The organism is Halanaerobium congolense (assembly GCF_004366375.1).
GTDB classification, from domain to species: Bacteria; Bacillota; Halanaerobiia; order Halanaerobiales; family Halanaerobiaceae; genus Halanaerobium; species Halanaerobium congolense.
Genome location: NZ_SOEF01000018.1, coordinates 1 through 25,872, shown reverse-complemented (window position 1 = coordinate 25,872; position 25,872 = coordinate 1). Strand labels below are relative to the sequence as shown.

General features: G+C 33.2%; 24 protein-coding genes and 1 other RNA gene. All 25 read left to right on the top strand.

The window, feature by feature from the left end; all coding sequences use genetic code 11:
- Window positions 1-98: 98 nt before the first annotated feature.
- The 25 genes from ruvC to mnmA all read left to right on the top strand — a co-directional run bounded on the left by ruvC (window position 99) and on the right by mnmA (window position 25,649).
- The gene (gene ruvC / locus C7954_RS07675; RefSeq protein ID WP_073159205.1) at window positions 99-596 is read left to right on the top strand and encodes a crossover junction endodeoxyribonuclease RuvC; all 498 of its coding nucleotides are present in this window, start codon (window positions 99-101) and stop codon (window positions 594-596) included.
- Complete coding sequence (gene ruvA, locus C7954_RS07670; RefSeq protein ID WP_073159207.1) at window positions 593-1,195, top strand: Holliday junction branch migration protein RuvA; 603 nt, start codon at window positions 593-595, stop codon at window positions 1,193-1,195. Before ruvC ends, ruvA begins: the two co-directional genes overlap by 4 nt.
- Window positions 1,196-1,197: 2 nt before the next feature.
- Window positions 1,198-2,205 carry a Holliday junction branch migration DNA helicase RuvB gene (ruvB, locus tag C7954_RS07665; protein ID WP_073159209.1) on the top strand — a complete coding sequence of 336 codons (1,008 nt, stop codon included), beginning with the start codon at window positions 1,198-1,200 and terminating at the stop codon, window positions 2,203-2,205.
- Between the two features lie 39 nt (window positions 2,206-2,244).
- The gene (gene queA, locus C7954_RS07660) at window positions 2,245-3,288 is read left to right on the top strand and encodes a tRNA preQ1(34) S-adenosylmethionine ribosyltransferase-isomerase QueA (RefSeq protein ID WP_073159211.1); all 1,044 of its coding nucleotides are present in this window, start codon (window positions 2,245-2,247) and stop codon (window positions 3,286-3,288) included.
- 1 nt (window position 3,289) lies between these two features.
- Window positions 3,290-4,402, top strand: a complete 1,113-nt coding sequence (gene tgt / locus C7954_RS07655; RefSeq protein ID WP_081374575.1) for a tRNA guanosine(34) transglycosylase Tgt — start codon at window positions 3,290-3,292, stop codon at window positions 4,400-4,402.
- Window positions 4,403-4,509: 107 nt separating this feature from the next.
- Window positions 4,510-4,818 carry a preprotein translocase subunit YajC gene (gene yajC, locus C7954_RS07650; protein WP_073159216.1) on the top strand — a complete coding sequence of 103 codons (309 nt, stop codon included), beginning with the start codon at window positions 4,510-4,512 and terminating at the stop codon, window positions 4,816-4,818.
- Between the two features lie 32 nt (window positions 4,819-4,850).
- Complete coding sequence (gene lepB / locus C7954_RS07645) at window positions 4,851-5,396, top strand: signal peptidase I (RefSeq protein WP_073159218.1); 546 nt, start codon at window positions 4,851-4,853, stop codon at window positions 5,394-5,396.
- Window positions 5,397-5,425: 29 nt separating this feature from the next.
- Window positions 5,426-6,634 (top strand): protein translocase subunit SecD, encoded by a 1,209-nt coding sequence (secD, locus tag C7954_RS07640; protein ID WP_073159220.1) that lies wholly within the window; start codon window positions 5,426-5,428, stop codon window positions 6,632-6,634.
- Window positions 6,635-6,638: 4 nt separating this feature from the next.
- The gene (secF, locus tag C7954_RS07635) at window positions 6,639-7,499 is read left to right on the top strand and encodes a protein translocase subunit SecF (protein ID WP_089655252.1); all 861 of its coding nucleotides are present in this window, start codon (window positions 6,639-6,641) and stop codon (window positions 7,497-7,499) included.
- A gap of 77 nt (window positions 7,500-7,576) precedes the next feature.
- On the top strand, window positions 7,577-9,241 hold the full coding sequence (locus tag C7954_RS07630) for an AarF/UbiB family protein (protein ID WP_134059318.1): 1,665 nt from the start codon (window positions 7,577-7,579) through the stop codon (window positions 9,239-9,241).
- Window positions 9,242-9,268: 27 nt separating this feature from the next.
- A complete protein-coding gene (recJ, locus tag C7954_RS07625) occupies window positions 9,269-11,488 on the top strand; it encodes a single-stranded-DNA-specific exonuclease RecJ (protein ID WP_134059315.1) in 2,220 nt (739 codons plus the stop codon).
- Complete coding sequence (locus C7954_RS07620) at window positions 11,478-11,990, top strand: adenine phosphoribosyltransferase (RefSeq protein ID WP_073159228.1); 513 nt, start codon at window positions 11,478-11,480, stop codon at window positions 11,988-11,990. Before recJ ends, C7954_RS07620 begins: the two co-directional genes overlap by 11 nt.
- A 37-nt stretch (window positions 11,991-12,027) precedes the next feature.
- Window positions 12,028-14,175 carry a RelA/SpoT family protein gene (locus tag C7954_RS07615; protein ID WP_134059312.1) on the top strand — a complete coding sequence of 716 codons (2,148 nt, stop codon included), beginning with the start codon at window positions 12,028-12,030 and terminating at the stop codon, window positions 14,173-14,175.
- A 17-nt stretch (window positions 14,176-14,192) separates the two neighbouring features.
- Complete coding sequence (gene dtd, locus C7954_RS07610) at window positions 14,193-14,642, top strand: D-aminoacyl-tRNA deacylase (protein ID WP_089655255.1); 450 nt, start codon at window positions 14,193-14,195, stop codon at window positions 14,640-14,642.
- A 20-nt stretch (window positions 14,643-14,662) separates the two neighbouring features.
- Complete coding sequence (locus tag C7954_RS07605; RefSeq protein ID WP_134059309.1) at window positions 14,663-15,289, top strand: MBL fold metallo-hydrolase; 627 nt, start codon at window positions 14,663-14,665, stop codon at window positions 15,287-15,289.
- Between the two features lie 123 nt (window positions 15,290-15,412).
- A complete protein-coding gene (locus C7954_RS07600; protein WP_134059306.1) occupies window positions 15,413-16,681 on the top strand; it encodes a SurA N-terminal domain-containing protein in 1,269 nt (422 codons plus the stop codon).
- A gap of 125 nt (window positions 16,682-16,806) precedes the next feature.
- Window positions 16,807-18,081, top strand: coding sequence for a histidine--tRNA ligase (gene hisS, locus C7954_RS07595; protein ID WP_073159238.1), 1,275 nt, complete (start codon window positions 16,807-16,809; stop codon window positions 18,079-18,081).
- Window position 18,082: 1 nt separating this feature from the next.
- Complete coding sequence (aspS, locus tag C7954_RS07590; protein WP_073159241.1) at window positions 18,083-19,858, top strand: aspartate--tRNA ligase; 1,776 nt, start codon at window positions 18,083-18,085, stop codon at window positions 19,856-19,858.
- A 67-nt stretch (window positions 19,859-19,925) separates the two neighbouring features.
- Window positions 19,926-20,100: non-coding RNA, 6S RNA (gene ssrS, locus C7954_RS07585), on the top strand.
- A 173-nt stretch (window positions 20,101-20,273) separates the two neighbouring features.
- Window positions 20,274-20,849, top strand: a complete 576-nt coding sequence (locus C7954_RS07580) for a 5-formyltetrahydrofolate cyclo-ligase (protein ID WP_089655261.1) — start codon at window positions 20,274-20,276, stop codon at window positions 20,847-20,849.
- A gap of 13 nt (window positions 20,850-20,862) precedes the next feature.
- Entirely contained in the window at window positions 20,863-22,200 is a 1,338-nt protein-coding gene (locus C7954_RS07575; RefSeq protein WP_073159246.1) for a replication-associated recombination protein A, read from the top strand.
- A gap of 2 nt (window positions 22,201-22,202) precedes the next feature.
- The gene (locus C7954_RS07570; protein ID WP_073159249.1) at window positions 22,203-22,838 is read left to right on the top strand and encodes an IMPACT family protein; all 636 of its coding nucleotides are present in this window, start codon (window positions 22,203-22,205) and stop codon (window positions 22,836-22,838) included.
- A 99-nt stretch (window positions 22,839-22,937) separates the two neighbouring features.
- Complete coding sequence (locus tag C7954_RS07565) at window positions 22,938-23,396, top strand: RrF2 family transcriptional regulator (RefSeq protein ID WP_073159251.1); 459 nt, start codon at window positions 22,938-22,940, stop codon at window positions 23,394-23,396.
- On the top strand, window positions 23,397-24,548 hold the full coding sequence (locus tag C7954_RS07560; RefSeq protein WP_073159254.1) for a cysteine desulfurase family protein: 1,152 nt from the start codon (window positions 23,397-23,399) through the stop codon (window positions 24,546-24,548).
- Between the two features lie 27 nt (window positions 24,549-24,575).
- Window positions 24,576-25,649 carry a tRNA 2-thiouridine(34) synthase MnmA gene (gene mnmA, locus C7954_RS07555; RefSeq protein ID WP_073159256.1) on the top strand — a complete coding sequence of 358 codons (1,074 nt, stop codon included), beginning with the start codon at window positions 24,576-24,578 and terminating at the stop codon, window positions 25,647-25,649.
- Window positions 25,650-25,872: the final 223 nt, after the last annotated feature.

Genomic DNA, 25,872 nt, shown 5'->3' with positions numbered 1-25,872 from the left:
AAGGGCACTGGATAACAGTGTCTTTATTTTTTTGTTTTTACAATTCCAATTTATATGATATAATTATTTCAAACATTAGTTTGAATGGGGTGTGGAATTTGCGAATTTTAGGTATTGACCCAGGTCTTGCTACAATTGGTTATGCTCTAGTAGATAAAAAAACAAATCATTTTGAAGTTTTAGAGTATGGAGTTATCAAAACTTCGGCGGATAAAGAAGATATAGAACGGTTAGAAATAATTCATAGAAATATTGAAGCATTGATCAAAGAATTTAAGCCAGAGCAAATGGCAGTTGAAGAATTATTTTTTAATAAAAATGTAAAGACTGCAATTGCTGTAGGACAGGCTAGAGGAGTAATTTTATTAGCCGGTTCTCAGGCTGGTATAAAGGTGGCAGAATATACTCCTCTGCAGATAAAACAGGCAGTTGTGGGTTATGGTAGGGCTGATAAAAAGCAGGTGCAGCTGATGGTAAAATCATTGTTAAATCTATCTGAGATTCCAAAACCAGATGATGCAGCTGATGCACTGGCAATTTCAATCTGTCATGGTCATGTTTACAGTGCTCATTCTGGATGGGAGGAAAGATTATGATTGGCTATTTAGAGGGAGAAGTCATAGATTCTGAATTTAATAAAATAATTTTAGAGATTAACGGGGTTGGTTATGAATTAGAGCTTGCCGGTTTTAAAAATCAACCTTTAGTTGGAGACAAGATAGAAGTCTATACATATACTTATGTTAGAGAAGATGCTTTAAAACTATTTGCTTTTCCTGAAAAAATGGGTAAAGAATTATTTGAAATTTTAATAACTGTCAATGGTATTGGTCCAAGTGCTGGGTTAAATATATTAAATACAATGCCCGCTCCCAGATTTGTTAGTGCAATTATGCAAAAAAATGAGGTAGTACTAAAAGAAATATCAGGTATTGGCCCAAAAACTGCACAAAGATTAATTCTGGAACTGCAGAGCAAATTAGAAGAATTTGCGTATCTTCAAAATAGTTCTAATGACTCTACTGCTGGAGCTGCAGCTGATGAGGACCGACAGGATGTGATAGATGCTCTTACTGCTTTAGGTTATAAAATTTCTGAAATAAACAAAGCTTTAAGAGAGGTTAAATATGAAGATGATATTAATGTTTCTGAAAAAATAAGATTAGTTTTAAGTCAACTTGGTAAGGAGAGATAATAATGGAAAATGAAAGACGCGTTGTTTCTCCTAAAAAGAAAAAAGATGATAATTCTGTTGACAAAGGTTTAAGGCCTTTAAGTTTAGGAGAATATATTGGCCAAAACAAAACAAAGGAAAAACTAAAGATTTTTATTCAGGCAGCTCGAGATAGAGAAGAGGCTCTTGACCATGTTATGCTCTATGGACCACCTGGGCTGGGTAAGACTACTCTTGCAAATATCATAGCAAATGAGTTAAATGTTAATATTCATCAAACTTCTGGCCCGGCAATCGAAAGGCCTGGCGACTTAGCCTCGATATTAACTAATCTGCAGCCGAGTGATGTTTTATTTATAGATGAAATCCATCGATTAAATAAAATGGTAGAGGAAGTTTTATATCCAGCAATGGAAGACTACTGTTTGGATATAATTATTGGAAAAGGACCTAGTGCGCGTTCAGTCAGGCTTGATCTTGCTCCTTTCACCTTAGTTGGAGCCACAACTAAAGCCGGCAGACTTAGCTCACCACTTAGAGATAGATTTGGTGTTATAAATAGATTGGAATTTTATAATCAGGAAGAACTGCAGGAAATTATTACTAGATCTGCTGAGATTTTAGATGTTGATATAGTAGCTCATGGAGCTTTAGAAATTGCCCGCCGCTCCCGTGGTACTCCTAGAATCGCTAATCGACTCTTAAAAAGAGTTAGAGACTTTGCAGAAGTTAAAGCAGATGGTATAATTAATAGGGAAGTTGTTGATTCTGCGTTAAAACTACTCGAAATTGATGAGCTGGGGCTGGATAGAATTGATCACAAATTATTAGAAACTATAATGCTTAAATTTAGAGGTGGTCCTGTAGGATTAAATACTTTAGCTGCTGCCATTAGTGAAGAAACGGAAACGATAGAAGATGTCTATGAACCATATCTGCTGCAGCTTGGTTTTTTAGAAAGAACTCCAAGAGGACGTACTGCAACTACAAAAGCTTACCAGCATCTAAATATTGAGCAAAATTTAGAATAATTATTAGGAAAAGTTAATGGTTTTGGAGGTTATTTTTAAATGAAAGTAGAAGAATTTGATTATCATCTTCCGGAAGAATTAATAGCTCAAAAGCCACTTCCAAAAAGAGATGAATCGAGATTGATGGTTTTAAATCCTAAGCAAAATAAAATAGAAGAAAATGTTTTTAAGAATTTAAAAAAATTTCTAGATCCCGGTGACATGATTATTATGAACAACAGTCGGGTAATTCCAGCCAGATTATATGGAGCTAAAATCCCAACTGGTACAGAAATTGAAGTATTATTATTAAATGAATTAACAGAAGGGCGTTGGGAAGTTTTAGTGAGGCCTGGACGTAGAGCTAAAAAAGGTGTTAAGATAAACTTCAATGATATTTTGAAAGCTGAGGTTGTGGAATATACTGATTTTGGTGGTAGAATTGTTGAATTCAGCTGGGATGAAAACAATTATGATTTTGAAGAGATTTTGAATCAGCTAGGAGAAATGCCCCTTCCTCCATATATCAATGAAAAATTAGATGATCCTGAGCGTTATCAAACTATTTACAGCAAAAAGAAAGGTTCTGCTGCTGCTCCAACAGCAGGTCTTCATTTTACAGAAAATCTTTTAAATGAGCTCCAGGACTATGGTATTATTTTGGATTATATAACACTTCATGTAGGTCTGGGGACTTTTCGACCTGTAAAAAGTGAAGAAATAGAAGATCATGAAATGCATGAGGAATATGCAGAAATCTCTGCAGAAACGGCTGCTAAAATTAAAGAAGTTAAAGCTAGAGGCAGTAAAGTAATTGCAGTTGGTACTACAGTTACTCGAACTTTAGAATCTGCTGCTCAAGATGGTGGGTTAAGTGAATATAAAGGTTGGACCGATATTTTTATTTATCCAGGTTATGAGTTTAAAGTAATTGATTCGTTAATTACTAATTTTCATTTACCTAAATCCACGTTATTAATGCTTGTTTCAGCTTTAGCTGGTAAAGACTTTATTTTGTCAGCTTATAAAAAGGCTGTAGAAGACAAATACAGATTTTTCAGCCTTGGAGATGCAATGTTGATCTTAAATAGGAAGGAAGATTAGTTTGTTTGATTTTGAATTACGTAAAGAAAATAAGAAATCAGAGGCAAGATTGGGTGAAATTACAACTGACCACGGTAAAATCGAAACACCGATTTTCATGCCGGTAGGAACACAGGCTACAGTTAAAGCCATGTCTTCTAGAGAATTAAAAGAAATTGGCTCCCAAATTATACTTGGTAATACTTATCATCTTTATTTACGACCTGGTGATGAATTAATTGCTAAGGCTGGAGGTCTGCATCGATTTATGAATTGGGATCGCCCAATTTTAACTGATAGTGGAGGTTTTCAAGTTTTTTCACTGGCAAATTTACGAGAAATTGAAGAAGAAGGTGTTTATTTTCAATCACATCTAGATGGCTCAAAACACTTTATTTCTCCTGAAAAATCAATGCAGATCCAGCAGAATTTAGGTTCTGATATTGTGATGGCATTTGATGAATGTCCACCTTATCCAGCTGAGAAAGAGTATGTAGAAAACTCTTTAAATAGAACTTTACGCTGGGCAGAAAGATGCAAAAAAGAAATGGAAAGTGCAGAAGGCCAGGCTTTATTTGGTATAATCCAGGGTGGTGTTTATCCAGAATTGAGACAGCAGAGTGTTGAAGAAACAACCAAGCTTGATTTTCCAGGTTATTCAATTGGTGGTTTAAGTGTGGGAGAGCCAAAAGAAAAAATGTATAAAATGTTAGAGCACACGACTCCTCTAATGCCTAAAGACAAGCCCCGTTATTTAATGGGAGTTGGAACTCCCGAAGATTTAATTGAGGGGATTTATCATGGAATAGATATGTTTGATTGTGTAATGCCGACTAGAATTGCCAGACATGGGCAAATATTTACTCATGTAGGCAGAAAAACAATTAGAAACGCAACCTACAAAGAAGATTTTAGTCCTTTAGATTCAGAATGTGACTGTCATGTTTGTCAAAACTACAGCCGTGGTTATGTGAGGCATTTACTTAAAAGAAATGAAATTTTGGGAGTAAGACTGACTACTTATCATAATTTGTATTTTATGTTAAAATTATCAGAAGAAATAAGAGAAGCAATCAGCAATGATAATTTCATCAACTTTAGAGAAAAGTTTTATAGTAAATATGAACTAAAATAGATATTATTTGAATTCTTTTTAAAATAATATTTCCCTTTTAGCAGGAATATCATATTTATTGTTGAAATAGTTATGAGAGAAAAAAATTAATTAGGAGAGGATAGTAAATGGAATATTTATATGCAATTTTACCATGGGTCTTAATTTTCGGTATTTTTTGGTTCTTTTTAATTAGACCTCAGCAGAAACAGAAAAAAGAACATCAGAATATGTTAGATAATTTGGCTATTGGTGATAAGATAGTTACTATTGGCGGCATTAAAGGAAAGATTATTAAAATCAATGATAATAATATTAGAATCAGAGTTTCTTCTAATGTTGATATTGATTTTATAAAAAATGCTATTTCAAGAGTAGAAGAAAAAAACAGCAGTAAAAAAGAAGAGATTACAGAAAAAAATGAGAATGATAAATAATAACTGATTAGCTAGGAACTGGGGGAAATAATGTGAAAAGTGCAGTCAAAGAGTTTTTGCAATCTTTAGTGATAGCCGGTATACTGGCCTTCTTTATTATTACATTTGTTGCCCAGTCATTTGTGGTAGATGGAAGGTCAATGGCTAATACTCTTCAGGATGGTGAGAGATTATTTGTTAATAAGTTTATTTATAGATTTCATCCACCGGAAAGAGGAGATATTATAGTTTTTGCACCTAAGGGCTCACCAGATCAGAAATATATTAAAAGAGTTATTGGAAAACCGGGTGATACTGTTTATATTAAAGATGGTTCTACCTATGTAAATGGTGAGGCTTTAGAAGAAAATTATTTACCGGAAAGAATGATTGGAGACTTTGGTCCTTATGAGGTACCAGAAGAAAGGGTTTTTGTATTAGGTGATAATCGAAATCACAGTGCTGACAGTAGGTTTAGCAGTATTGTTGGATTTGTAGAATATGATGATATTTCAGGTAAGGCTTTCTGGGTTTACTGGCCGCTAACTGAGATGAGGGTGATAGATCACCAAGAATATAATTTGTCATTTGAAAATTAATTGTTTATTGTTAGGAGGACATTTATTTAATGAGGTATAAACAAAAAAGAAGAATTAAGTTAATTATTATTTTAGCAATAATGGCCTTTGCTGCTTTTTTATACTTTCAGCATGGGATTAATTTGGGACTTGATTTACAGGGAGGAGCCCACATAGTTTTACAGGCTCAACCAACAGAAGAAAGAGAAATAAACGACACGGTTATGTCAGGGATTCAAAGTGTAATTGAACGTCGAGTTAACCAGTTGGGTTTAACTGAGCCCTTAATTCAGCGGCAGGGAAGTGATAGGATTATTGTAGAACTGCCAGCTGTTGATAGTCCAAACGAGGCTATTAATACTATTGGACGTACTGCAATGCTGACCTTTAGAAATTCTGCTGGAGAAGTATTGATGACTGGAGAAGCGGTTAAAGATGCGAGAGCAGATCACGATCAGTATGGAAGACCTGTTATTGCTTTTACTTTAACTGATGAAGGTTCTAAACAATTTGCAAATATAACCAGACAATATATTGGGGAAAAGATTGGTATTTATTTAGATGATGAAAGATTGACTAATCCAACAGTTCAAGCTGTAATTGAGGAAAGAGGACAAATTACAGGTTATGAATCAATACAGGCTGCAGAAGAAGATGCTATTTTAATTAGAGAAGGGGCATTACCGGTACCTGTAGAAGTAATTGAAACTAGAACAGTAGGACCAACTTTAGGTTCAATTTCTATTCAAAAAAGTATTAAAGCTGGACTAATTGGTCTACTTTTAGTTGCTATTTATATGGTTTTTTATTACAGATTCCCAGGTGTTTTAGCTGCTGTAATTCTAGCAATCTATGGTTTAATTTTAATGGGAACAATGGCTGGTCTACAGGCTACCCTAACTTTACCAGGTATTGCTGGTTTGATACTTTCCATCGGTATGGCAGTTGATGCTAATATTATTATTTTCGAACGAATAAAAGACGAATTGAAATCAGGAAAAACACTCAGAGCAGCAATTGATTCTGGTTTTAAGAGAGCATATACAACTATCATTGATGCTAATGTAACTACTATTATGACTGCTCTTATTCTGGCCTATTTTACTAGTGGTACAGTAAGAGGTTTTGCTGTAACACTTGGTATAGGTATTATTGTCAGTATGTTTACTGCCTTCTTTGTAACAAGGAATGTAATTGATATTTTTGCAGGTAGTAAATTATTACGTGAAAATAAATCTTTCGGGGTCAGAAAGGGGTAATAAAGTGGATATTTTAGGAAAAAGAAAATTATGGTATACAATTTCTACTACAGTAATTGTAATTGGTTTATTATTTTTAATGATAAATGGTTTAAATTTAGGTATTGACTTTAATGGTGGAACATTAATGGAATTTAGTTTTGCTGAGAATGTTACGTCAGAAGAAGTAAGAGCTGTTTTGGAAAGAATAGAAATAGCAGAGGACAGTAAAATTCAGCAGTCTGAATCTGCTGGAGAACATGGTGTAATCATCAGAGCTAAGACTTTAGAATCTGAAGAAATTGTTACTGTAGATAATGCAATTAGGGAGGAGTTTCAATCTGCAGAAATGTTAAGAACGGAAATGGTTGGTCCAACTATTGGTAGAGAATTAAGAATTAATGCTCTACTGGCAATGATTGCAGCTTCTATCGCTATAGTTGCTTATATCAGTTTTCGTTTTGAATTCAGATTTGCAGTTGTTTCTATAATTACTTTAATGCATGATGTTTTAATAACCCTAGGTATTTTTGCTATTTTAGGTCGAGAGGTTAATACACCTTTTGTAGCAGCATTATTAACTATAGTTGGTTATTCTATTAATGATACTATTGTTATTTTTGATAGAATTCGTGAAAATATGAAGTTAATGCATAAAGTTCCGTTTATAAAACAGGCTAATACTGCAGTTGTTGATACTTTACCAAGATCCATTAATACTTCAATAACTACTTTAATTACGATTTTAGCCATTTATTTCTTTGGAGGAGCTTCAATTCAGACATTTATGTTAGCTCTCTTTATTGGAATGTTTGCTGGAACTTATTCTTCAATCTTTGTAGCCAGTCCTTTATTGGTCACCTGGCAGGAAAGAATCAGCAAATAATAACTAGAAAATACTCAAGACTATAACCCCTCCTTAAGCTTGGAGGGGTTTCTAACTTTAAAAAAGGCTGTGATAATATGGATATGAACTTACCCAAACACTACCGGCATTTTCAACGTTATAGTGAAATCGCACAAATTCTTGTTAAAAATGGGCTTGGTTTTATAATTTCTCAGCTAGAATTGAATAAATATTTACCATTTAGAAAGCGAATAAATACTGCTGAAAGACCTACAGGTAAAATGCTTGCTGTTAAAATCAGAGAAGTCCTGCAGGAGCTAGGTCCTGCTTATATAAAATTGGGACAGCTGCTGAGCACAAGAGCAGATGTATTTCCTCCGACTTTCATTACAGAAATGAGAAAACTACAGGATAAGGTTCCACCAGAAGAATTTGAAGTTATAGAAGAATTCTTAAAAAATGAGTTAGGTTCTAAATACGAAGAAGAAATAATAAAAATTGAAAAAGAAGCCGAAGCAGCTGCCTCAATCGGGCAGACTCATAAAATTATACTCAAAAATAATAAATCTGCGATTATGAAAGTAAAGCGGCCTGGAATTGATAAAAAAATTAGTGTTGATGTTGAGATAATGGAAAACCTTGCTAAACAAGCGGCTGAACGGAATTTATTTAATTCGATTATTAGACCGGTAGAAATTATTAACGAGTTCAAAAGAACTATTAAAGATGAGCTAAATTTCAAAGGAGAAATGGCAAATATTATTCGATTTCGCAGTGATTTTGCTGATAATCCTTATATAACAGCTCCGGAAGTGTTTTCTGAGCTTTCAACAGTTAATGTTTTAATTATGGAAGAAATTAGGGGGACTAAATTAAGGGATGTTGATCAAAGTCATCCTCATAACAAGTTTATTGCAGAACTTGGAGCCAAAGCTTTAATGAGACAGGTTTTAATTAACGGGTTTTTTCATGCTGATCCGCATCCTGGAAATATTTTTATCACAGGTGAAAAAACAATAGCTTATGTTGATTTTGGTATGGTTGGGCGAATTACTGAAGAAGATAGAGATTTAATGGCATTACTTTTTTATGCGTTAATAAACAAAAAAATAAATATTTTGATGGATGTAATTTTAATTTTAGGTGAAAAACCTGATAATTTTAATCGAAGAAGATTTCAACTTGATATGGAAAAGATTCTGGATAGATATTATGGCAGTGATCTTTCAAATATTGAAATAAAAGCTGTATTTGAAGATTTACAATATTTTATTTATGAACATCAAATTAGAATGCCTCAGGATTTCTTTCTGCTTTTTAGGGCTATAGCCGTTAGTGAAGGAGTAGGTCAAGATTTAGATCCAGACTTTAATGTTGTAGAAGTTGGGAAAGATTTCATTAATGATATTTTAGATGATAGAATTCAACTAGAGAAAATAATTTCTCGAGTTGGAACGGAGATTTGGAAATTTGGCCGAAAAAAACATGAACTAAATAATCAGCTTAAATCATTTTTAAGTAAACTAGTTGAAGATGATTTCACAATCAATTTTAGACATACTAATTTGGAAAATTTGATTTCAAGGCTCGATATTATTTCAAACCGTTTATCTATGAGTTTAATAATTGCTTCTTTAATAATTGGATCAACATTACTAATTCAGACAAATATGGAGCCGCGCATTTTTAATATTCCACTGCTTGGCTTTATTGGTTATTCATTTGCAGGTGTTTTAGGTTTATTACTGGTTATTTCAATCTTTAGATCTGGAAAATATTAAATTAATTATAAGTATTGGTGATATTTAATGGAGAAAATATGGAAACTAAATTTTTATCAAGAAGATACAAAGCTAAATATAGACCGACTTTTAGCTGAAAGAGGTATTGTAACAGAAACAGAAAGAGAAATATATTTAAATTCTGATTTAAAATATTTAAGTGATCCTTTTTTATTACCTGGAATGAAAAAAGCTGTTAAAAGAATCAAAAGAGCAGTAAAAAATAATGAAAAAATTTTAATCTATGGAGATTATGATGTTGATGGAATAACCTCAACTGCAGTTTTATTTAGATTTTTTAAAAAAGTATATAACATAGATTTAGAATATTATCTTCCTGACAGAATAAAGGATGGTTATGGGTTAAATATTAAATCTTTGACAAAAATAATTAAGGAAAATATTGATTTAATTATAACTGTTGACTGTGGAATTACTGCTTTCAAAGAAGCTGAATATCTTGCAGAAGAGAAAGTAGATTTAATAATCACTGATCACCACACCCCTTCAAATCAATTACCTAAAGCTGAAGCGGTAATAAATCATCACCTGGTTGAAGCTGAAAATTATTTTGCTTCAGAGATTGCTGGGGTTGGAACTGCTTATAAACTAACTCAAGCTTTAAATCCGAAAAAAGTCAAAGAAATGAATAAAGAATTAATACCGATAGTTGCCCTAGGAACAGTTGCAGATATTGCTCCTTTAAAAAATGAAAATAGAATCTTGGTTAAAAACGGTTTAGAAATGATCAAAGAGGACCAAGTTCTCGGTCTAAAAATTTTAATTGAAGAATTGAAACTTAAAAAGCAAAATCTAAGTGCAGGTCAAATTGGATTTATTATTGCTCCACCATTGAATGCTGCAGGTCGGATTGATGATGCTCAGCAAGCATTAAAGCTTTTAATTAGTGAAGATTTGGAAGAAATTAAAAATATTGCACAAAAGTTAATCAAAATTAATAAAAAAAGGCAGCAGCAGGAAGAAAAAATTTATCAAGAAGCAGAAAGTAAGATTAAAAATATTGATTTGGAAACTGAAAAGTCAATAATATTAGCTGATTCAAATTGGCACTCGGGAATAATTGGGATAGTTGCTTCAAGATTATTAGAAAAATATAACTTACCTGTTATTTTATTTGCAGTCGATGAGGAAAAATCAACAGCTAAAGGTTCAGCCCGGAGTATTTCTTCTTTGAATATTTACCAGGCTTTAGAATACTGCCAGTCTAAAGTAATTAAGTTTGGTGGCCATAAAGCAGCAGCAGGGCTTAGTATTGAGTTTGATAAGATTGATTGTTTTAAAAATAAATTTAAGGAATATCTTTTGCAAAATTTGGCAGAGGAAGATTTTCTGAAAAACAAAAAAATTGATCTAAATTATGATGTTTCAAAACTTAATAAGGATCTTATCTCTACTTTGGAGCAATTCAAGCCTTTTGGTGTAGCAAATCCAGCTCCTAAATTTCTTTTTCAAAATTTGAAAAGCAAAAAGTGTTATCAAATGGGTAAAGAAAATAAGCATCTTAAAATTTATTTGGAAAATGGAATTGAGGCTGTTGCCTTTAACTTAGGTGATCAAGCTGTTCAACTAGCTTCTGGCGGATTTGATTTGATAGCTCAACCTGAAATTAATTGCTGGCGGGGTAAAGAAAATATTCAGTTAAAAGTTGATGACTATCGGTTAACTGATAACCCAAAAGCGGCCCTGGTCTTTGAAAAAAACAACTATTCTTTTTATGATTATAGAAACAGTGGAGATAAAAGGTTAAATTTAGATAAATTGCTGTCTAATAAGGTTGTTGGAAAAGCTGCAGTCTACATTAGTCACAAAAAAGAAAAAGCACACTTTGAGACAAAATTTGAAAGCCATTATTTTTTTGGCAGCAGTTATAATTTTCAAAGTGATTTTTCTCATTTGATTTTTTATTCACTTCCATTTTCACTGCAGCAATTTACTGAAATAATAAATAATTACCATCTTAATAGAGAAAATAAAATGATAAAAGTTATATTTATATTTGGAAATTCTGATATTAAGTATAATTCAAAAGTAATAGAATTTCTTAAGCGGCAGGAGCAGGCAGCAAATTCCAAAAATGAATTGGACTTTAAAGGCTCAGTACGATATAATAAATTATCCAGGCGAATGGATAATTTTATTAAATTTAAAGATATAGTTTTTAAAAATAATCTATTTGACCTGATTGCAAATGTATCTAATTTTAAGGAGGATAAAAATGAATCTTAGTGATAAAATAAGAAACATTCCCGATTTCCCAAAGGAAGGAATTTTATTTAAAGATATAACACCTCTTTTGAGGGATAAGGAGGCACTTAAAGAAGCCATTGAAAAAATGGCGGATATGTTTAGAGATTATGATATTGATTATGTGGTAGGTATTGAAGCTCGAGGTTTTTTAGTTGGGACACCACTGGCAATAGAACTTGATAAGGGTTTTATTCCAATTAGAAAACCAGGCAAATTACCACATAAAGTATTAAAAAAATCATATGAATTGGAATATGGAAAAAATGAAATTGAAATACATAAAGATGCAGTAAATAAAGGGGATAAAATTTTACTTGTGGATGATTTACTTGCTACTGGAGGAACTACTCTTGCTGCAACAGAAATGGTAGAAGAACTAGGTGGAGAAGTTGTTGGTTGTGCATTTTTATTAGAACTCGATGCACTTGATGGCCGGGAAGTTTTAAAAGATTATGAAGTTAAGTCACTCTTAATTGAGTAATTTTTGTTTTTAGATAACTAAAGGAGTATAAATATAGATGGAATTAGATACCTTATTAGATAAAATAAAATTATATATGGATGATCCAGATTTGGATATGGTCAGAAAGGCTTACAAATATGCGGATAGAGCTCATAAAGAGCAGTATCGTGTCTCGGGTGAGCCTTTTGTAGAGCATCCTCTTGGTGTTGCCATAATTCTTGCTGATTTAGAACTTGATATTGTATCAATAGTATCATCATTACTGCATGATGTTGTTGAAGATACGGGTATTACCAGTGAAGAAATTGAAAAAGAGTTTGGAGAAGAAGTGGCTCACATTGTGGATGGAGTCACAAAATTAACAAGAATGCAGTTTAAAACAAAAGCAGATCAGCAGGCTGAAAGTTTGCGCAAAATGTTTGTAGCTATGGCAGAAGATATTAGAGTTGTATTGATAAAACTTGCTGATAGACTGCATAATATGAGAACTCTTAATTATCTAAAAAAGGAAAAAAGGAAGGAAAAATCTAAAGAAACTCTAGAAATTTATGCTCCACTTGCTCACCGACTGGGGATGTCTAAGATTAAGTGGGAATTAGAGGATTTAGCTTTCAGATATTTAAAACCTGAAATGTATTATGAAGTTTCTCATAAAGTACAGGCTAACCGTAAACAGCGAGAAAAAGATATCCAGGAGGCGATAGAAACTTTAAAATCTACTTTAAAGGATCATGATATTGAAGCTGAAATATATGGTCGTCCAAAACATCTTTACAGCATTTACAATAAAATGAGCCGCAAAGAAGTGGAATTTGATGAAATTTATGATTTAACAGCTGTCAGGGTTTTGGTTGAAAATGTGAAAGAATGTTATGAGGTGCTTGGTATTATCCATGAAATATGGAAACCAATGCCTGGTAGATTTAAAGATTATATTGCAATGCCTAAATCTAATATGTATCAATCACTACACACAACAGTTATTGCCCCTAATGGAGATCCCTTAGAGGTTCAAATTAGAACTTATGAGATGCATAAAACTGCAGAATATGGAATCGCCGCTCACTGGAGATATAAAGAGGGCAAGGTTGGGGATGAGAAGTTTGAAGAAAAATTATCCTGGCTGAGAAGACTGTTGGAATGGCAGAAAGATCTTCAGGAACCCCAGGAATTCATGGAAACCTTAAAGATTGATCTTTTCGAAGACGAAGTTTTTGTATTCACCCCCGAAGGAGATGTGGTGTCACTGCCTAGAGGAGGTACACCAGTAGATTTTGCCTATCATATTCATACTGAAGTAGGGCATCGTTGTGTTGGAGCGAAAGTTAATGGGAAGATTGTTCCTCTAGAATATAAACTTAAAAATAGTGATATAGTAGAAATATTGACCTCTAAAAAAAGTAATGGTCCATCTCGAGATTGGTTAAATTTTGTTAAAACCTCTAAAGCCAGAAGCAAAATCAAACACTGGTTTAAAAAGCAGCGTCGAGATGAGATAATAGAAAAAGGACATCGGATCTTAGATGAATATCTTGATAAATATAATATTGTAATAAGTGAAAAAGTAAAAGAGAAAGAACTAAAAAAAATAACAAAAGAACTAGGTAGAAAAGATGTTGATGATTTACTAGAAGAACTTGGTTACAGTAACATTAGTCCCAAACAGGTTGTGAGAAAATTTAAGGATTATGAACCTGAAAAAGACTTAGAAAAGAAACAAACATCGAGTCAGCAGAAGTCCACTTCTGTTGATAAAGGTGTATCTGTTAAGGGTATGGAAGATATGTTGGTTAGAATGGCAAAATGCTGTAATCCTGTACCTGGTGATGATATTGTGGGTTATATTACCAGAGGTAGGGGTGTTTCAGTTCATAGAGCAGATTGTAAAAACTTAAAAAATCTGGCTGATAGTGAACCGGAAAGAATTATAGAAGTTAGCTGGGAACTTGGTAGGACTGAGTCTTATCAGGTTGATTTAAGAATTGATGCAGTCAATAAAAGTGCTCTACTTAATGATATAACTCATATTATTAAGGAAGAAAAAATAAATTTATTATCAGTGATGGCTCGGACTAGTGACCAAAATAGGGCTGTAATTAATTTATCTTTAGAATTGAGTTCAACAGAGCATATGTATGATATAATGAAAAAAATTGAGTCAATATCAGGTGTTCTTAATGTAAGTCGGGCAAAACCGGCTTAAATAAGGAGTGAAATTTGATGCGAGCAGTCGTTCAGCGTGTAAAAAGTGCAAAAGTTGAAGTTGATACTGAGATAACCGGAGAAATTGACTCCGGTTTATTAGTGTTTTTAGGAATAGGCAAAGAAGATGATCAAAAAGATGCAGATTATTTGTTAGAGAAAATAATTAATTTGAGAATATTTGAAGATGATGAAGATAAGTTGAATTTATCTGCCTTAGATTTAAATAAGGATATAATGCTGGTTTCTCAATTCACCTTATTTGGTGACTGCCGCAAGGGTAGGAGACCTAGCTTTTTTGAGGCCGCACCACCAGCTGAGGCTGAAAAATTATATGGTTATTTTGTGGAGCAAGCAAAAAAATCTGAATTGAAAATTGAAACGGGTAAATTTCAGGCTATGATGGATGTTAAATTAGTTAATGATGGCCCGGTGACAATTTTAGTTGATAGTAAAAAAAATTTTTAAAATTTAGAATAGGTGAGAGTATGGAATTAAAAGAATTTACTGTTGGAGAATTGATGTCTAAAAGTTATATTATCTCTGAAAATGGAAATGCACTTATAATTGATCCTGGAGCTGAAGGAGAAAAACTATATAATTATCTGCAGGAAAATGGTCTAATACTTAAATATATTATTAATACTCATGGTCATTTTGATCACATAGCTGCAAATCAATATTTAAAGGAGAAGACTGGTGCTGAAATATTGGGCCATCCTAAAACAAATCCAAAATTAAAAGATCCAAACTTAAATTTATCCCAGATGTTTATGCGCCAGCAGATCATGTCACCTGGTCTTGATAAAACACTAAATGATGATGAGATAATAAAATTCGAAAATTTAACACTTAAAATTATTTATACACCTGGCCATAGTGAAGATGGGATTTCAGTTTATATAGCAGAAGAAAAAATCTTATTTCCAGGTGACTGTATTTTTGCATCTGGAGTTGGAAGAACTGATTTAAGTGACAGCAGTTTTCAGCAGCTGATTAATTCGATAGAAGAAAAACTATTTTCTCTGCCTGAAGATACTGTTTTTTATCCAGGTCATGGACCGAAGGGTACTATCAGTACTTTTAAAAATAGGGTCTGGCCTGCTGTAAAATAAGTTTTATTCTTATTCACAGGGGTTTGACATCTAATTTTGAATAGGTTAAAATTAAATCGGATTATTTTATGTCTTACTATATATTTTATTAAATTTATGATATAAGAGAGGAGAGTGTAAGGTTTGTTTGATACTTTACGCGACAATAGTAGAATTATTGTTTATATTGTAGTCGTTGCTTTTGTTGTTTCTGGAGGTTTTATGGGTTATGGTGCTTATTTAAATAATCAAGGTGGTGGGGGACAAGCTCCCAATCAGAGTCCATCTGTTATTGCTGAAGTAAATGGTATGGAAATTTCTCAACAGGAATATTTTTCATTTTTACAGCAGCAGGCTCCACAATCTAATCTCAGCAGTAGTCAAATCATTCCATTTAGATATAATGTTTTGAATGCTCTTATTGAAAGAAAACTGATCATGGATCAGGCAGAAAAACTGGGAGTTAATGTAAAGGTTTCAGAATCTGAAGTGGATAAAAATTATCAGAACATTTTAGACCAGAATAAAATGACAGACCAGGAGTTGGCTGATGCATTGGCTGAACAGGGTTATACAATTGGCCAATTAAGAGAAGACATCAAGTCAAATTTAGAAGATAGTAAAACTATAACAAAGACTATTGAACAGGGGATTCCAGAAGTTACTGTTAGTGATCAAGAAATTCAAGAACTTTACAATCAAAGATATCCTCAAAGTGAAAATGAATCAGAAAATCCAACAGCTGAAAATAATACTGCAGAAACTGAGAAACCAGAATTAGCTGAAGTAAAAGAAAATTTAGAAACTGAAATTAGAAATCAGAAACGAAATCAGGCTGTTAATAACTGGTTAAAAGAATTAAAATCAAAGGCAGAAATAACTATTAATGAACCTGTTTTAAGTGCCTATCATGCTTTAGAAAATGAAAATTATAATCAGGCTGTAGAAGAGTTCAAAACTTTTGTTGAACAGGAAGAAACAGATGCTATTTTCTATAGTTATTTAGCTCAGGCATATGAGGGTCAAAATAACTATGATCGAGCTGAGGAAACATATAAAACAGCGATCAAATCATTTCCTGAGAATAATGAATTAAAATTTAATTATGCTCAATTTTTAGCTGAACAAGAAAAAAATGATAAGGCAATTGCCTTATTAGATGAAGTGGCTGCTGGCGCTGAAGATGATTTTATGACCTATTATCAGCTGTTTATGCTTTACAGTCAACTCGGAGCTGAAGAAAAAGCACAATCTGCTATCGAAGAAGTGCAAAGAATAAGTCAAAATATGCAGCAAAACCAGGAAAATGTCGAAATTGATGCTAAAAAAACTGAAGAATTTCAGGAAGAAGCTGAACAGCTAGAAGAAGATCTGGAAGTTGAGGCTCCTTTGGAAACAGAAAATAATAATTAAATCATTGTAAGTTCTTAGCAAAATTATGAATCTATCAGTTCGCTCTATAATAGAGTTGAGCTGGTAGATTTTCTAAAACTAAAAGAATAAAAACTAAAAGGAAATAATAGTAGGTGAATTTAAAAATGAAGTTTAATGCTCCAAGAGGAACTAATGATATACTACCACCAGATACTTTGAAATGGCAGTATATTGAAAAGAAAACACATGAGATATTTTCAAACTATAATTATCAGGAAATTAGAACTCCAATCTTTGAATATACAGAACTTTTTCAGCGAGGTATTGGAGAAGTAACTGACATTGTGGAAAAAGAAATGTATACTTTCGCAGATAAGGGTGGCAGAAGTATTACTTTAAGACCTGAAGGAACTGCTTCTGTAATTAGGTCATTTTTAGAAAATAAAATTTATGGTCAGGCTCAGCCGACTAAATATTATTATATTGGACCTATGTTTAGATATGAAAGACCACAATCTGGCAGATTTAGACAGTTTCATCAGCTCGGTGTTGAAGCAATAGCTTCTAATGATCCGGCTTTAGATGCAGAGATTATTTCTCTGGGTATGCGTCTGCTGCAGGATTTTGGCCTAGATGATTTAGAACTGCATTTAAACAGTGTAGGTTGTGGAGAGTGCAGACCTGTATATGTTGAAAAGTTAAAAAAATATCTTATTAAAAACAAAGATCAATTATGTGATAATTGTCAGAGCAGAATTGATCGAAATCCCCTGAGGGTTTTGGATTGCAAAAATGAAAGCTGTCAAAAAGTAATCAAAGATGCACCTAAAATTACAGATAATCTCTGTGATAGTTGTGCTGATCACTTTGATGAGGTACAGGAATATCTTGATATTTTAGATCTTGATTATACAATTAATCCGCTTTTAGTAAGAGGTTTAGATTATTATACAAATACAGCTTTTGAAATTAAAGATAATGCTTTAGGTGCTCAGGACACTGTTTTTGGTGGAGGCCGCTATAATGGTCTGGCTGAAGAAATAGGAAATAGGGATCTACCGGGTATTGGATTTGCTTTAGGAATTGAGAGATTGTTACTTTCTCTGGAAGCAAAGGACATTCAGCTGCCTGTAGAATCAGGTGTTGACCTTTACATAACAGTAATTGGTGACAAAGCCAAAAAAGAATCTTTTAAACTTCTTGATAAGTTAAGAAGTAAAGGATTTAAAACTGAAATTGATTATTTAGGTCGAGGTGTGGGTTCACAGATGAAATCAGCAGATCGAATGAATGCTGAATATACTATAATCATTGGTGAAGATGAATTAAATAATAACTCTGCTACAATTCGCAATATGAAAAGTGGAGATGAAAAAGAAATACAATTAAGCAATTTATTAGAAGAAATGAAGAAGCTAGTAGATAAGGAGGAATTATAAGATGGGTGAAACAATAAAAGATTTAAAGAGAACCCACCTTTGTGGAGAAGTGACTATAGAGGATAATGAAAATAAAGTAACAATCATGGGTTGGGTACAAAAAAGAAGAGATCACGGTGGAGTTATTTTCGCCGATATCAGAGACCGTTCTGGAATAGTACAGGTAGTTTTTAATCCTGATTCTGGTAAAGAATTATTTGATAAAGCTGATTCTCTTCGTTCAGAATATGTTGTTGCTATTACAGGTAAAGTTGAGCCAAGACCTGAAGGTAATGTAAATCCAGAACTTCCAACAGGTGAAATTGAAATCAAAGCTGAAGAGTTAAGGGTTTTAGATGCTGCTGAAACTCCACCAATTCAGATTGAAGATAATATTGATACTGGTGAAGATGTAAGATTAAAATATAGATACTTAGATTTAAGAAGACCTAAAATGACAAAGTTAATGGGTCTTAGACACCAGATTACTAAAACTACCAGAGACTACCTTGATAATAATGGCTTCTGGGAAATAGAAACTCCAATTTTAACTAAGAGTTCACCTGAAGGAGCAAGAGATTATCTAGTGCCTAGTCGAGTTAATCCTGGTCAGTTTTTTGCTTTACCACAATCTCCTCAAATTTTCAAACAACTGTTAATGGTTTCAGGGATGGAAAAATATTTTCAGATAGCACGCTGTTTTAGAGATGAAGATTTAAGAGCAAACAGACAGCCAGAATTTACTCAAATTGATATGGAAATGTCTTTTGTAAATCAAGAAGAGGTAATGGAAATTACCGAAGGATTAATGAAAGAATTATTTGCAGTTGGTAATATAGAAGTTCCAGCTAAAATCAAGAGAATGTCCTATCAAGAAGCAATGGACCGTTTTGGTTCAGATAAACCTGATCTGCGTTTTGCCATGGAACTTAAAGATTTATCTGAAGCTGTTAAAGATAGTGATTTTAATATCTTCAGCGGTACTGTCAGCAGTGGTGGTCAGGTAAAGGGTATTAACTTTAAAGGAGGAGCTGATTCTCCTCGAAGTACTATTGATGGTTTTGAAGAATATGTAAAAATGTTTAAAGCTAAAGGTTTAGCCTGGATGGCATTAAGAGAAGATGAACTTAAATCCCCAATAGCTAAATTCTTATCTGATCAGGAAATTGAAGATATTAAAGAAGTTATGGATGCGGAAACAGGAGATTTATTATTAATTGTTGCTGATAAAGCTTCAGTTGTTGCTTCAGCACTTGGTAATCTGCGTTTGAAAATTGCCAGGGAAAATGATTTAATTCCAGAAGAAGTTTACGAATTTGTCTGGATTGTAGATTTCCCATTATTCGAATATGATGAGAATGAAGATCGTCTGGCTGCACTTCACCATCCATTTACAGCACCAATTGATTCTGATATTGAAAAATTAGACAGTGATCCGGCTTCTGTAAAATCAAAAGCTTATGATCTTGTTTTAAATGGTGAGGAATTAGGTGGGGGAAGTATTAGAATTAATAACCATAAGCTTCAGGAAAAAGTTTTTTCTGCTTTATCCATTAGTGAAGAAGAACAGCAGGAAAAATTTGGTTATTTACTGGAAGCTTTTGATTATGGAACTCCACCTCATGGTGGAATAGCTTTTGGTCTTGACCGTTTAATGATGATTGTTGGCCGAACAGACTCAATTAGAGATGTAATTGCCTTCCCTAAAACACAAAAGGCAACATCACCTCTAACAAATGCACCTTCTGTAGTCGATAAAAAACAGCTGCAGGAATTAGGAATTTCTATCCGTTCTTAGTGAAAGCGCAGGCTTTTTTGCTTGCAGCCACAGCAGAAATATGTTATATTATTTATAGAAAAGTAAATATCATCTGCCGTGTTCGATAATGATTAAACATTTTGACCAACACTTAGACATAGGGAGCCTGGAACTCTACCTGCGGCGTAGAAGCCTTAGATGGACCTATAAACCAGGTAGGAGGGCACCCACTTGGCAGACAGGGATCAAAATTCCAAATCAACCGGCACGGCGGATGAGCTTTTAGCTAACCTAAATAAGGTTAGCTTTTTTATTAGCTGTTAATAATTAGATAGTAAGATAAAATTATATTGTCTATATATACTGTTATTTATTTTTGCAGTGAAATATTTTTTCTGCTATTATAGATTTAGAATTGAATAAATAAAAATTACTTTTATCTGGGGTGCTTTTCATGAATAAAAAAGAAGAATTAAGAAAAAAATATTTAAATGAAAGATCTAAAATGTCTGCTGTAAAAATTAACAAATGGAGTAAAAAAATTAAAAATAAATTTTTAGAACTTCCAGAATTAAAAAATGCTAAGAAGGTGATGGCTTATGCTTCTATGCGGAAGGAAATCGAAACTTTTGAGCTGTTAGAAGAATTATTGAATCAAGGTTATTTGTTATATTTACCTTATACCCGCAGAGATGTTGTTGATCTCGGAACTGCAAAAATAAATGATTTAGATCAAGATCTGAAAGATGGAGTTTTTGGGGTTCAGGAACCTATTAAAAGGATTAGAGATGAAGAGGTTCCAGATGATTTTGACATAATAATTGTTCCAGGAGCTTGTTTTACTGCTGAAGGATATCGGATAGGATATGGTGGAGGCTATTATGACAGTTTTTTGACTAAACATGCTAACAATGCATTGAAAGTAGGCTTTTCATATGATTGTTTTATAGTAGATTCTATCCCAGCAGAAGCACATGATGTCCCTGTTGATATAATTATTACTGAAAAAAGAATTATTAACACAAAATAATCGAGGTGAAAATATGAATCTTTTTGAAAACACTAATGTTAAAAAAGATAATAATGATCGTCCTTTAGCTTATAGAATGCGACCTCGATCTTTAGATGAATTTTATGGACAGGAAGAAATTGTTGGAGATAACAAATTATTAAGCAGGGCTATTAAAGCTGATCGCTTACAATCTCTAATTTTTTATGGACCACCAGGCACTGGGAAAACAAGTTTAGCTCAGGTGATTGCTAACCAAACTGAAGCAGAGTTTGTTAAATTAAATGCAGTCACATCAGGTGTCAAAGATATACGAGAGGTTATAAAGAAGGCTAAATCTAATCGAAATTTATATAATAATAAAACGATTCTTTTTATTGATGAAATTCACCGCTTTAATAAATCACAGCAGGATGCATTACTACCATCAGTTGAAAATGGAACTGTAATTATGATTGGAGCTACTACTGAAAATCCTTATTTTGAAGTGAATTCACCTCTTTTATCTCGCTCACGTATTTTTCGTTTAGAAAAACTTAAATCAAAGCAGGTTCTTTCTATTTTAGAAAAGTCATTAGAAGATGAAAAACGAGGTTTGGGTAAATTAAATGTGAATATCTCAAACAGAGATCTTCAGTTTATTGCTGAATTGGCAGACGGAGATGCAAGAGTAGCTTTAAACACATTAGAATTGGCTGTTTTAACAACTCCAGCTAATAGTGATGGAATAATAAATTTAAATACGGAAATTATTGAAGATTCGATGCAGAAAAAAATTTTAAATTATGATCGCTCAGGTGACAATCATTATGACATAATTTCTGCTTTTATAAAAAGTATGAGAGGTTCAGATCCTGATGCAGCCATATATTGGTTAGCGCGAATGATTGTTAGTGGCGAAGATCCAAAATTTATAGCACGGAGAGTAGTAATTCATGCAGCAGAAGATGTGGGTATGGCTGACCCTACCGCCTTAATAATTGCTGAATCTGCTGCCAGAGCTGTAGAACAAATTGGTTTTCCTGAAGCTAAAATTCCTTTAGCTGAGGCAGTTATTTATATTGCTTCTGCTCCAAAAAGCAATTCTGTGGTTAAGGCAATTAACAGTGCAGTAGATTATGTAGAAAATAATAAAGCAGGTTCTGTGCCTGCTCATCTTAAAGATAGTCATTATGCTGGTGCCTCAGATTTAGGACATGGAATAGAGTATAAATATCCTCACAGTTATCCTAAAAATTATATAGAACAAAATTATTTACCAGAAGATATGCAGTCAGTCTCTTTTTATGAACCGGGCAAAATGGGAAGAGAAAAAAAGACAGCTCAATTTTTAAAGTATTTAAGAAATGAAAACGGAACTGAGGATGATTAATAATGCCCAATTCTAAAAATAAACCTGCTAAAAATATGGAAATAAGAAATCAGGTTAAAGATAGTAAGTTTTATGGAAGTATTTTTGCTGTAGAAAATAGAGAAGAAGCAGAAAAAAGAATTTTGGAAATAAAAGATAAATATTCAGATGCCACACATAATGTCTCTGCTTTTAGGGTTGAAGCTGATAAACCAGATCAGGATCCAATTGAATATTTTGATGATGACGGAGAACCATCAGGATCTTCAGGCCCCCCTATTTTAGAAGCTATCAAAGGAGCAGAACTTATAAACACGGTTCTTATAGTAACAAGATACTTTGGTGGGACAAAACTTGGGATTGGTGGTCTGATCAGAGCATATGGTGATACTGCAAGATTAGCCATTGAAGCAGCCGGTATAAAAAAGTTAAATGAGTTTTATCAAATAAAAGTAGGAACTTCTTTTGCTAAAATTGGTATTGTTTTAGGTCAATTAGAGGCATTAAAAGCTGATATAAAAGATACAGAATACAATAATCAGGGAGCTGTTGTGAAAGCTATTATTCCAACAGCTATCAAGGAAAAGCTAAAAAATGTACTAAAAGAAAAGACAGCAGCAGATTATAGTTTAACTATAATTAAGAGTATATTTAAATAATCTTGATATTATTGGGAATCCACATTGACAGCGTTTTTGTCATATGTTAAAATTAATTGAAAGTTGATTATTGATGTCAAGTTTATATGAGGTGAAAATATGAGAGTATCAACGAAAGGTAGATATGGTTTAAGAGCATTGGTAGATTTAGCTGAACATGATGAAGGGAAGGCAATACCAATTCGTGAAATTTCTGAAAGGCAAAATATTTCAGAACAATATTTAGAACAATTATTTGCTACATTAAGGAAAGCAAAAATAGTCAAAAGTGTCCGAGGTGCTCATGGTGGTTACATGTTAAACTATGATCCGGAAGATATTACTGTTGCTGATGTTATTACAACTTTGGAAGGCCCTATTGCTCCAGTTGACTGTGTTATAGAAGAGGATTTCTGTAATTATATTGATAAATGTGTTATCCATGGTTTGTGGTCAGAATTAGCAGATGCCATCAATGGTGTTATTGAAAATATGACCTTAGCTGATTTAAGAGATAAAGCAGTTCAGGAAAAACAGAGAGAAAAAGAATTAGAAAAAGAAAAGTTAGAGGCAAAATAAATGAAGAATATTTATCTTGATCATGCCGCAACAACTCCAGCTGCTGAGGAAGTTATTGAAGCGATGAAACCTTTTTATAATGAGATTTATGCGAATCCAGCAAGTTCTCATTTCCCTGGGCAAAAGGCAGCTGCTGCTCTTGAGGATGCTAGAGAATCAGTGGCTGAATTAATTGGAGCCAAAAAAGCTGAAGAAATTGTTTTTACTGCTGGAGGCACAGAAGCGGATAATCTTGCTCTAAAAGGGGCAGCAATGGCAAATTCTGAAGAAGGAAAGCATATTATAACTACTGCAGTCGAACATCATGCTGTTTTAAAAAGCTGTGAATATTTAGAAAAGCATTTAGGATTTGAAATTACTCAGCTTGGTGTTGACCAGGAGGGTTTTGTTAATCCGCAGGAATTAAAGGATAACATTAGAAATGATACAATTTTAATTTCTGTGATGGCAGCTAATAATGAAATAGGTACAATACAGCCGATAAAGGAATTAGCTGCTGTTGCTAGAGAAAATAATATTATTTTTCATACAGATGCTGTACAGATAGCTGGTCAGTTAAAAATAGATGTAAATGATATGAATGTGGATTTACTTTCTCTTTCTGCACATAAATTTAATGGGCCAAAAGGTATTGGGGCTCTTTTTGTACGTAAAGGAATAGAATTAGTACCCCAAATCTCTGGTGGGAGTCAAGAAAGAAAGAGACGAGCTGGGACAGCTAATTTAACTGCTGCTGTCGGCATGGGTAAAGCAGCTGAGATTGTTTCTACGAATTTAGATAAAAAAATAACTAAGCTATGTTCACTTCAAGATTATTTTATTAAAGAGTTATTTTCTAATTTTGATGAGATAAAATTAAACGGGCCTCGCGAGCAGCGTCTGCCGGCAAATGTGAATATTTCTTTTAAGAATTTAGATGCAGAATCAATATTGTTTAATTTAAGTTTAAATAATATTGCTGCAGCAGCAGGTTCTGCCTGTGCATCTGGATCTTTAAGTGTTTCACATGTGTTAAAGGAAATTGGATTAAAGAAAGAATATGCTAAAAGTGCTGTTAGATTTTCGCTTGGTTTTTCTAATACCAAAGAAGAAATTGATTATGTTGTTCAGAAATTAAAAGAAATTATTGAAAGATTGAAGTCACTACAATAAGAATAAATTTTATAAGGGTGTAAAGTAATGAAAAAAGTAATGATTGCAATGAGTGGTGGTGTTGATAGTTCAGTTGCCGCTGCATTATTAAAAGAAGAAGGTTTTGAAGTAATAGGTGGAACAATGCATATTTTTCCTGACTATGAAGAAGCTACTGATCGGGAAGATCACTGCTGTTCTTATTCTGCTGTTAGAGATGCCAAAAGAGTAGCTCAAAAATTAGATATTCCTCATTTTGTATTTAATCTACAGGATGAATTCCAGGATAAAGTTATTGACTACTTTGTTGATGAATACAGTAGAGGTAGAACCCCTAACCCATGTGTGATGTGTAATCGGGAAATAAAGTTTGAGGCTCTGCATAGGAAGGCAATAGAAATTGGTTGTGATTATATTGCTAGTGGTCATTATGCAAAAATAGAAAAAGAAAATGGCCGCTATATTCTCAAAAAAGGTTTAGATGAAAACAAGGATCAAAGTTATATGCTTTATGTTTTAAATCAAAAACAGCTAAGCCAGACACTTTTTCCTTTAAGTGAATATACAAAAGATGAAATTAGAGCCAAGGCTAAGGAATTAGGTTTTGAAATTCATGATAAGGCAGAAAGTCAGGAAATCTGTTTTGTGCCTGATGATGATTATGTCAGGTTTTTAGATGCTAATTATCCTGAAATTTCAAAAGAAGGACCAATCTTAGATAATGAAGGAAACCAGGTTGGGACTCATAATGGTTTATCCCATTATACAATTGGGCAGCGTCGGGGATTAGGAATTTCTATGGGCTATCCTATTTATGTTACAGAATTAGATTATAAAAATAACGCTGTAATAGTTGGCAAAGATGATGCAGTTTATAGTGATGGTTTAATTGCGGAAGATCTTAATTTTATTCTTTTTGAAGATATCGATGGGCGGATGGAAGTAGAGGCACAAATTCGGTATAACAGTTATCCGGTTAAAGCTTATATTGAAAAATCAGCTGATGATGAATTGAAAGTTGAGTTTGAAGAAGCTCAAAGAGCTGTCACACCAGGCCAGTCAGTTGTTTTTTACCTTGGTGAGCTGGTTCTTGGTGGAGGAATTATTAAAAAAAGTTTTTAAAACTCTTGACAAAATGAAAAAGCCTTGATAAGATAATAAACGTCGCACAGAAAGTTAATTTCTTTTTTAGGAATTAATATTCAAGGCTTTTAAAATATTTTCTAAAAAGTTCTTGACAAAGTGAGGCGCGGTTGATAAGATATTAAATGTCGCTGATAAAAAAACGCGGCAAAAACAAAAGAAGAAGATTTTGTGAACCTTGAAAATTAAACAGCAAGCCAAC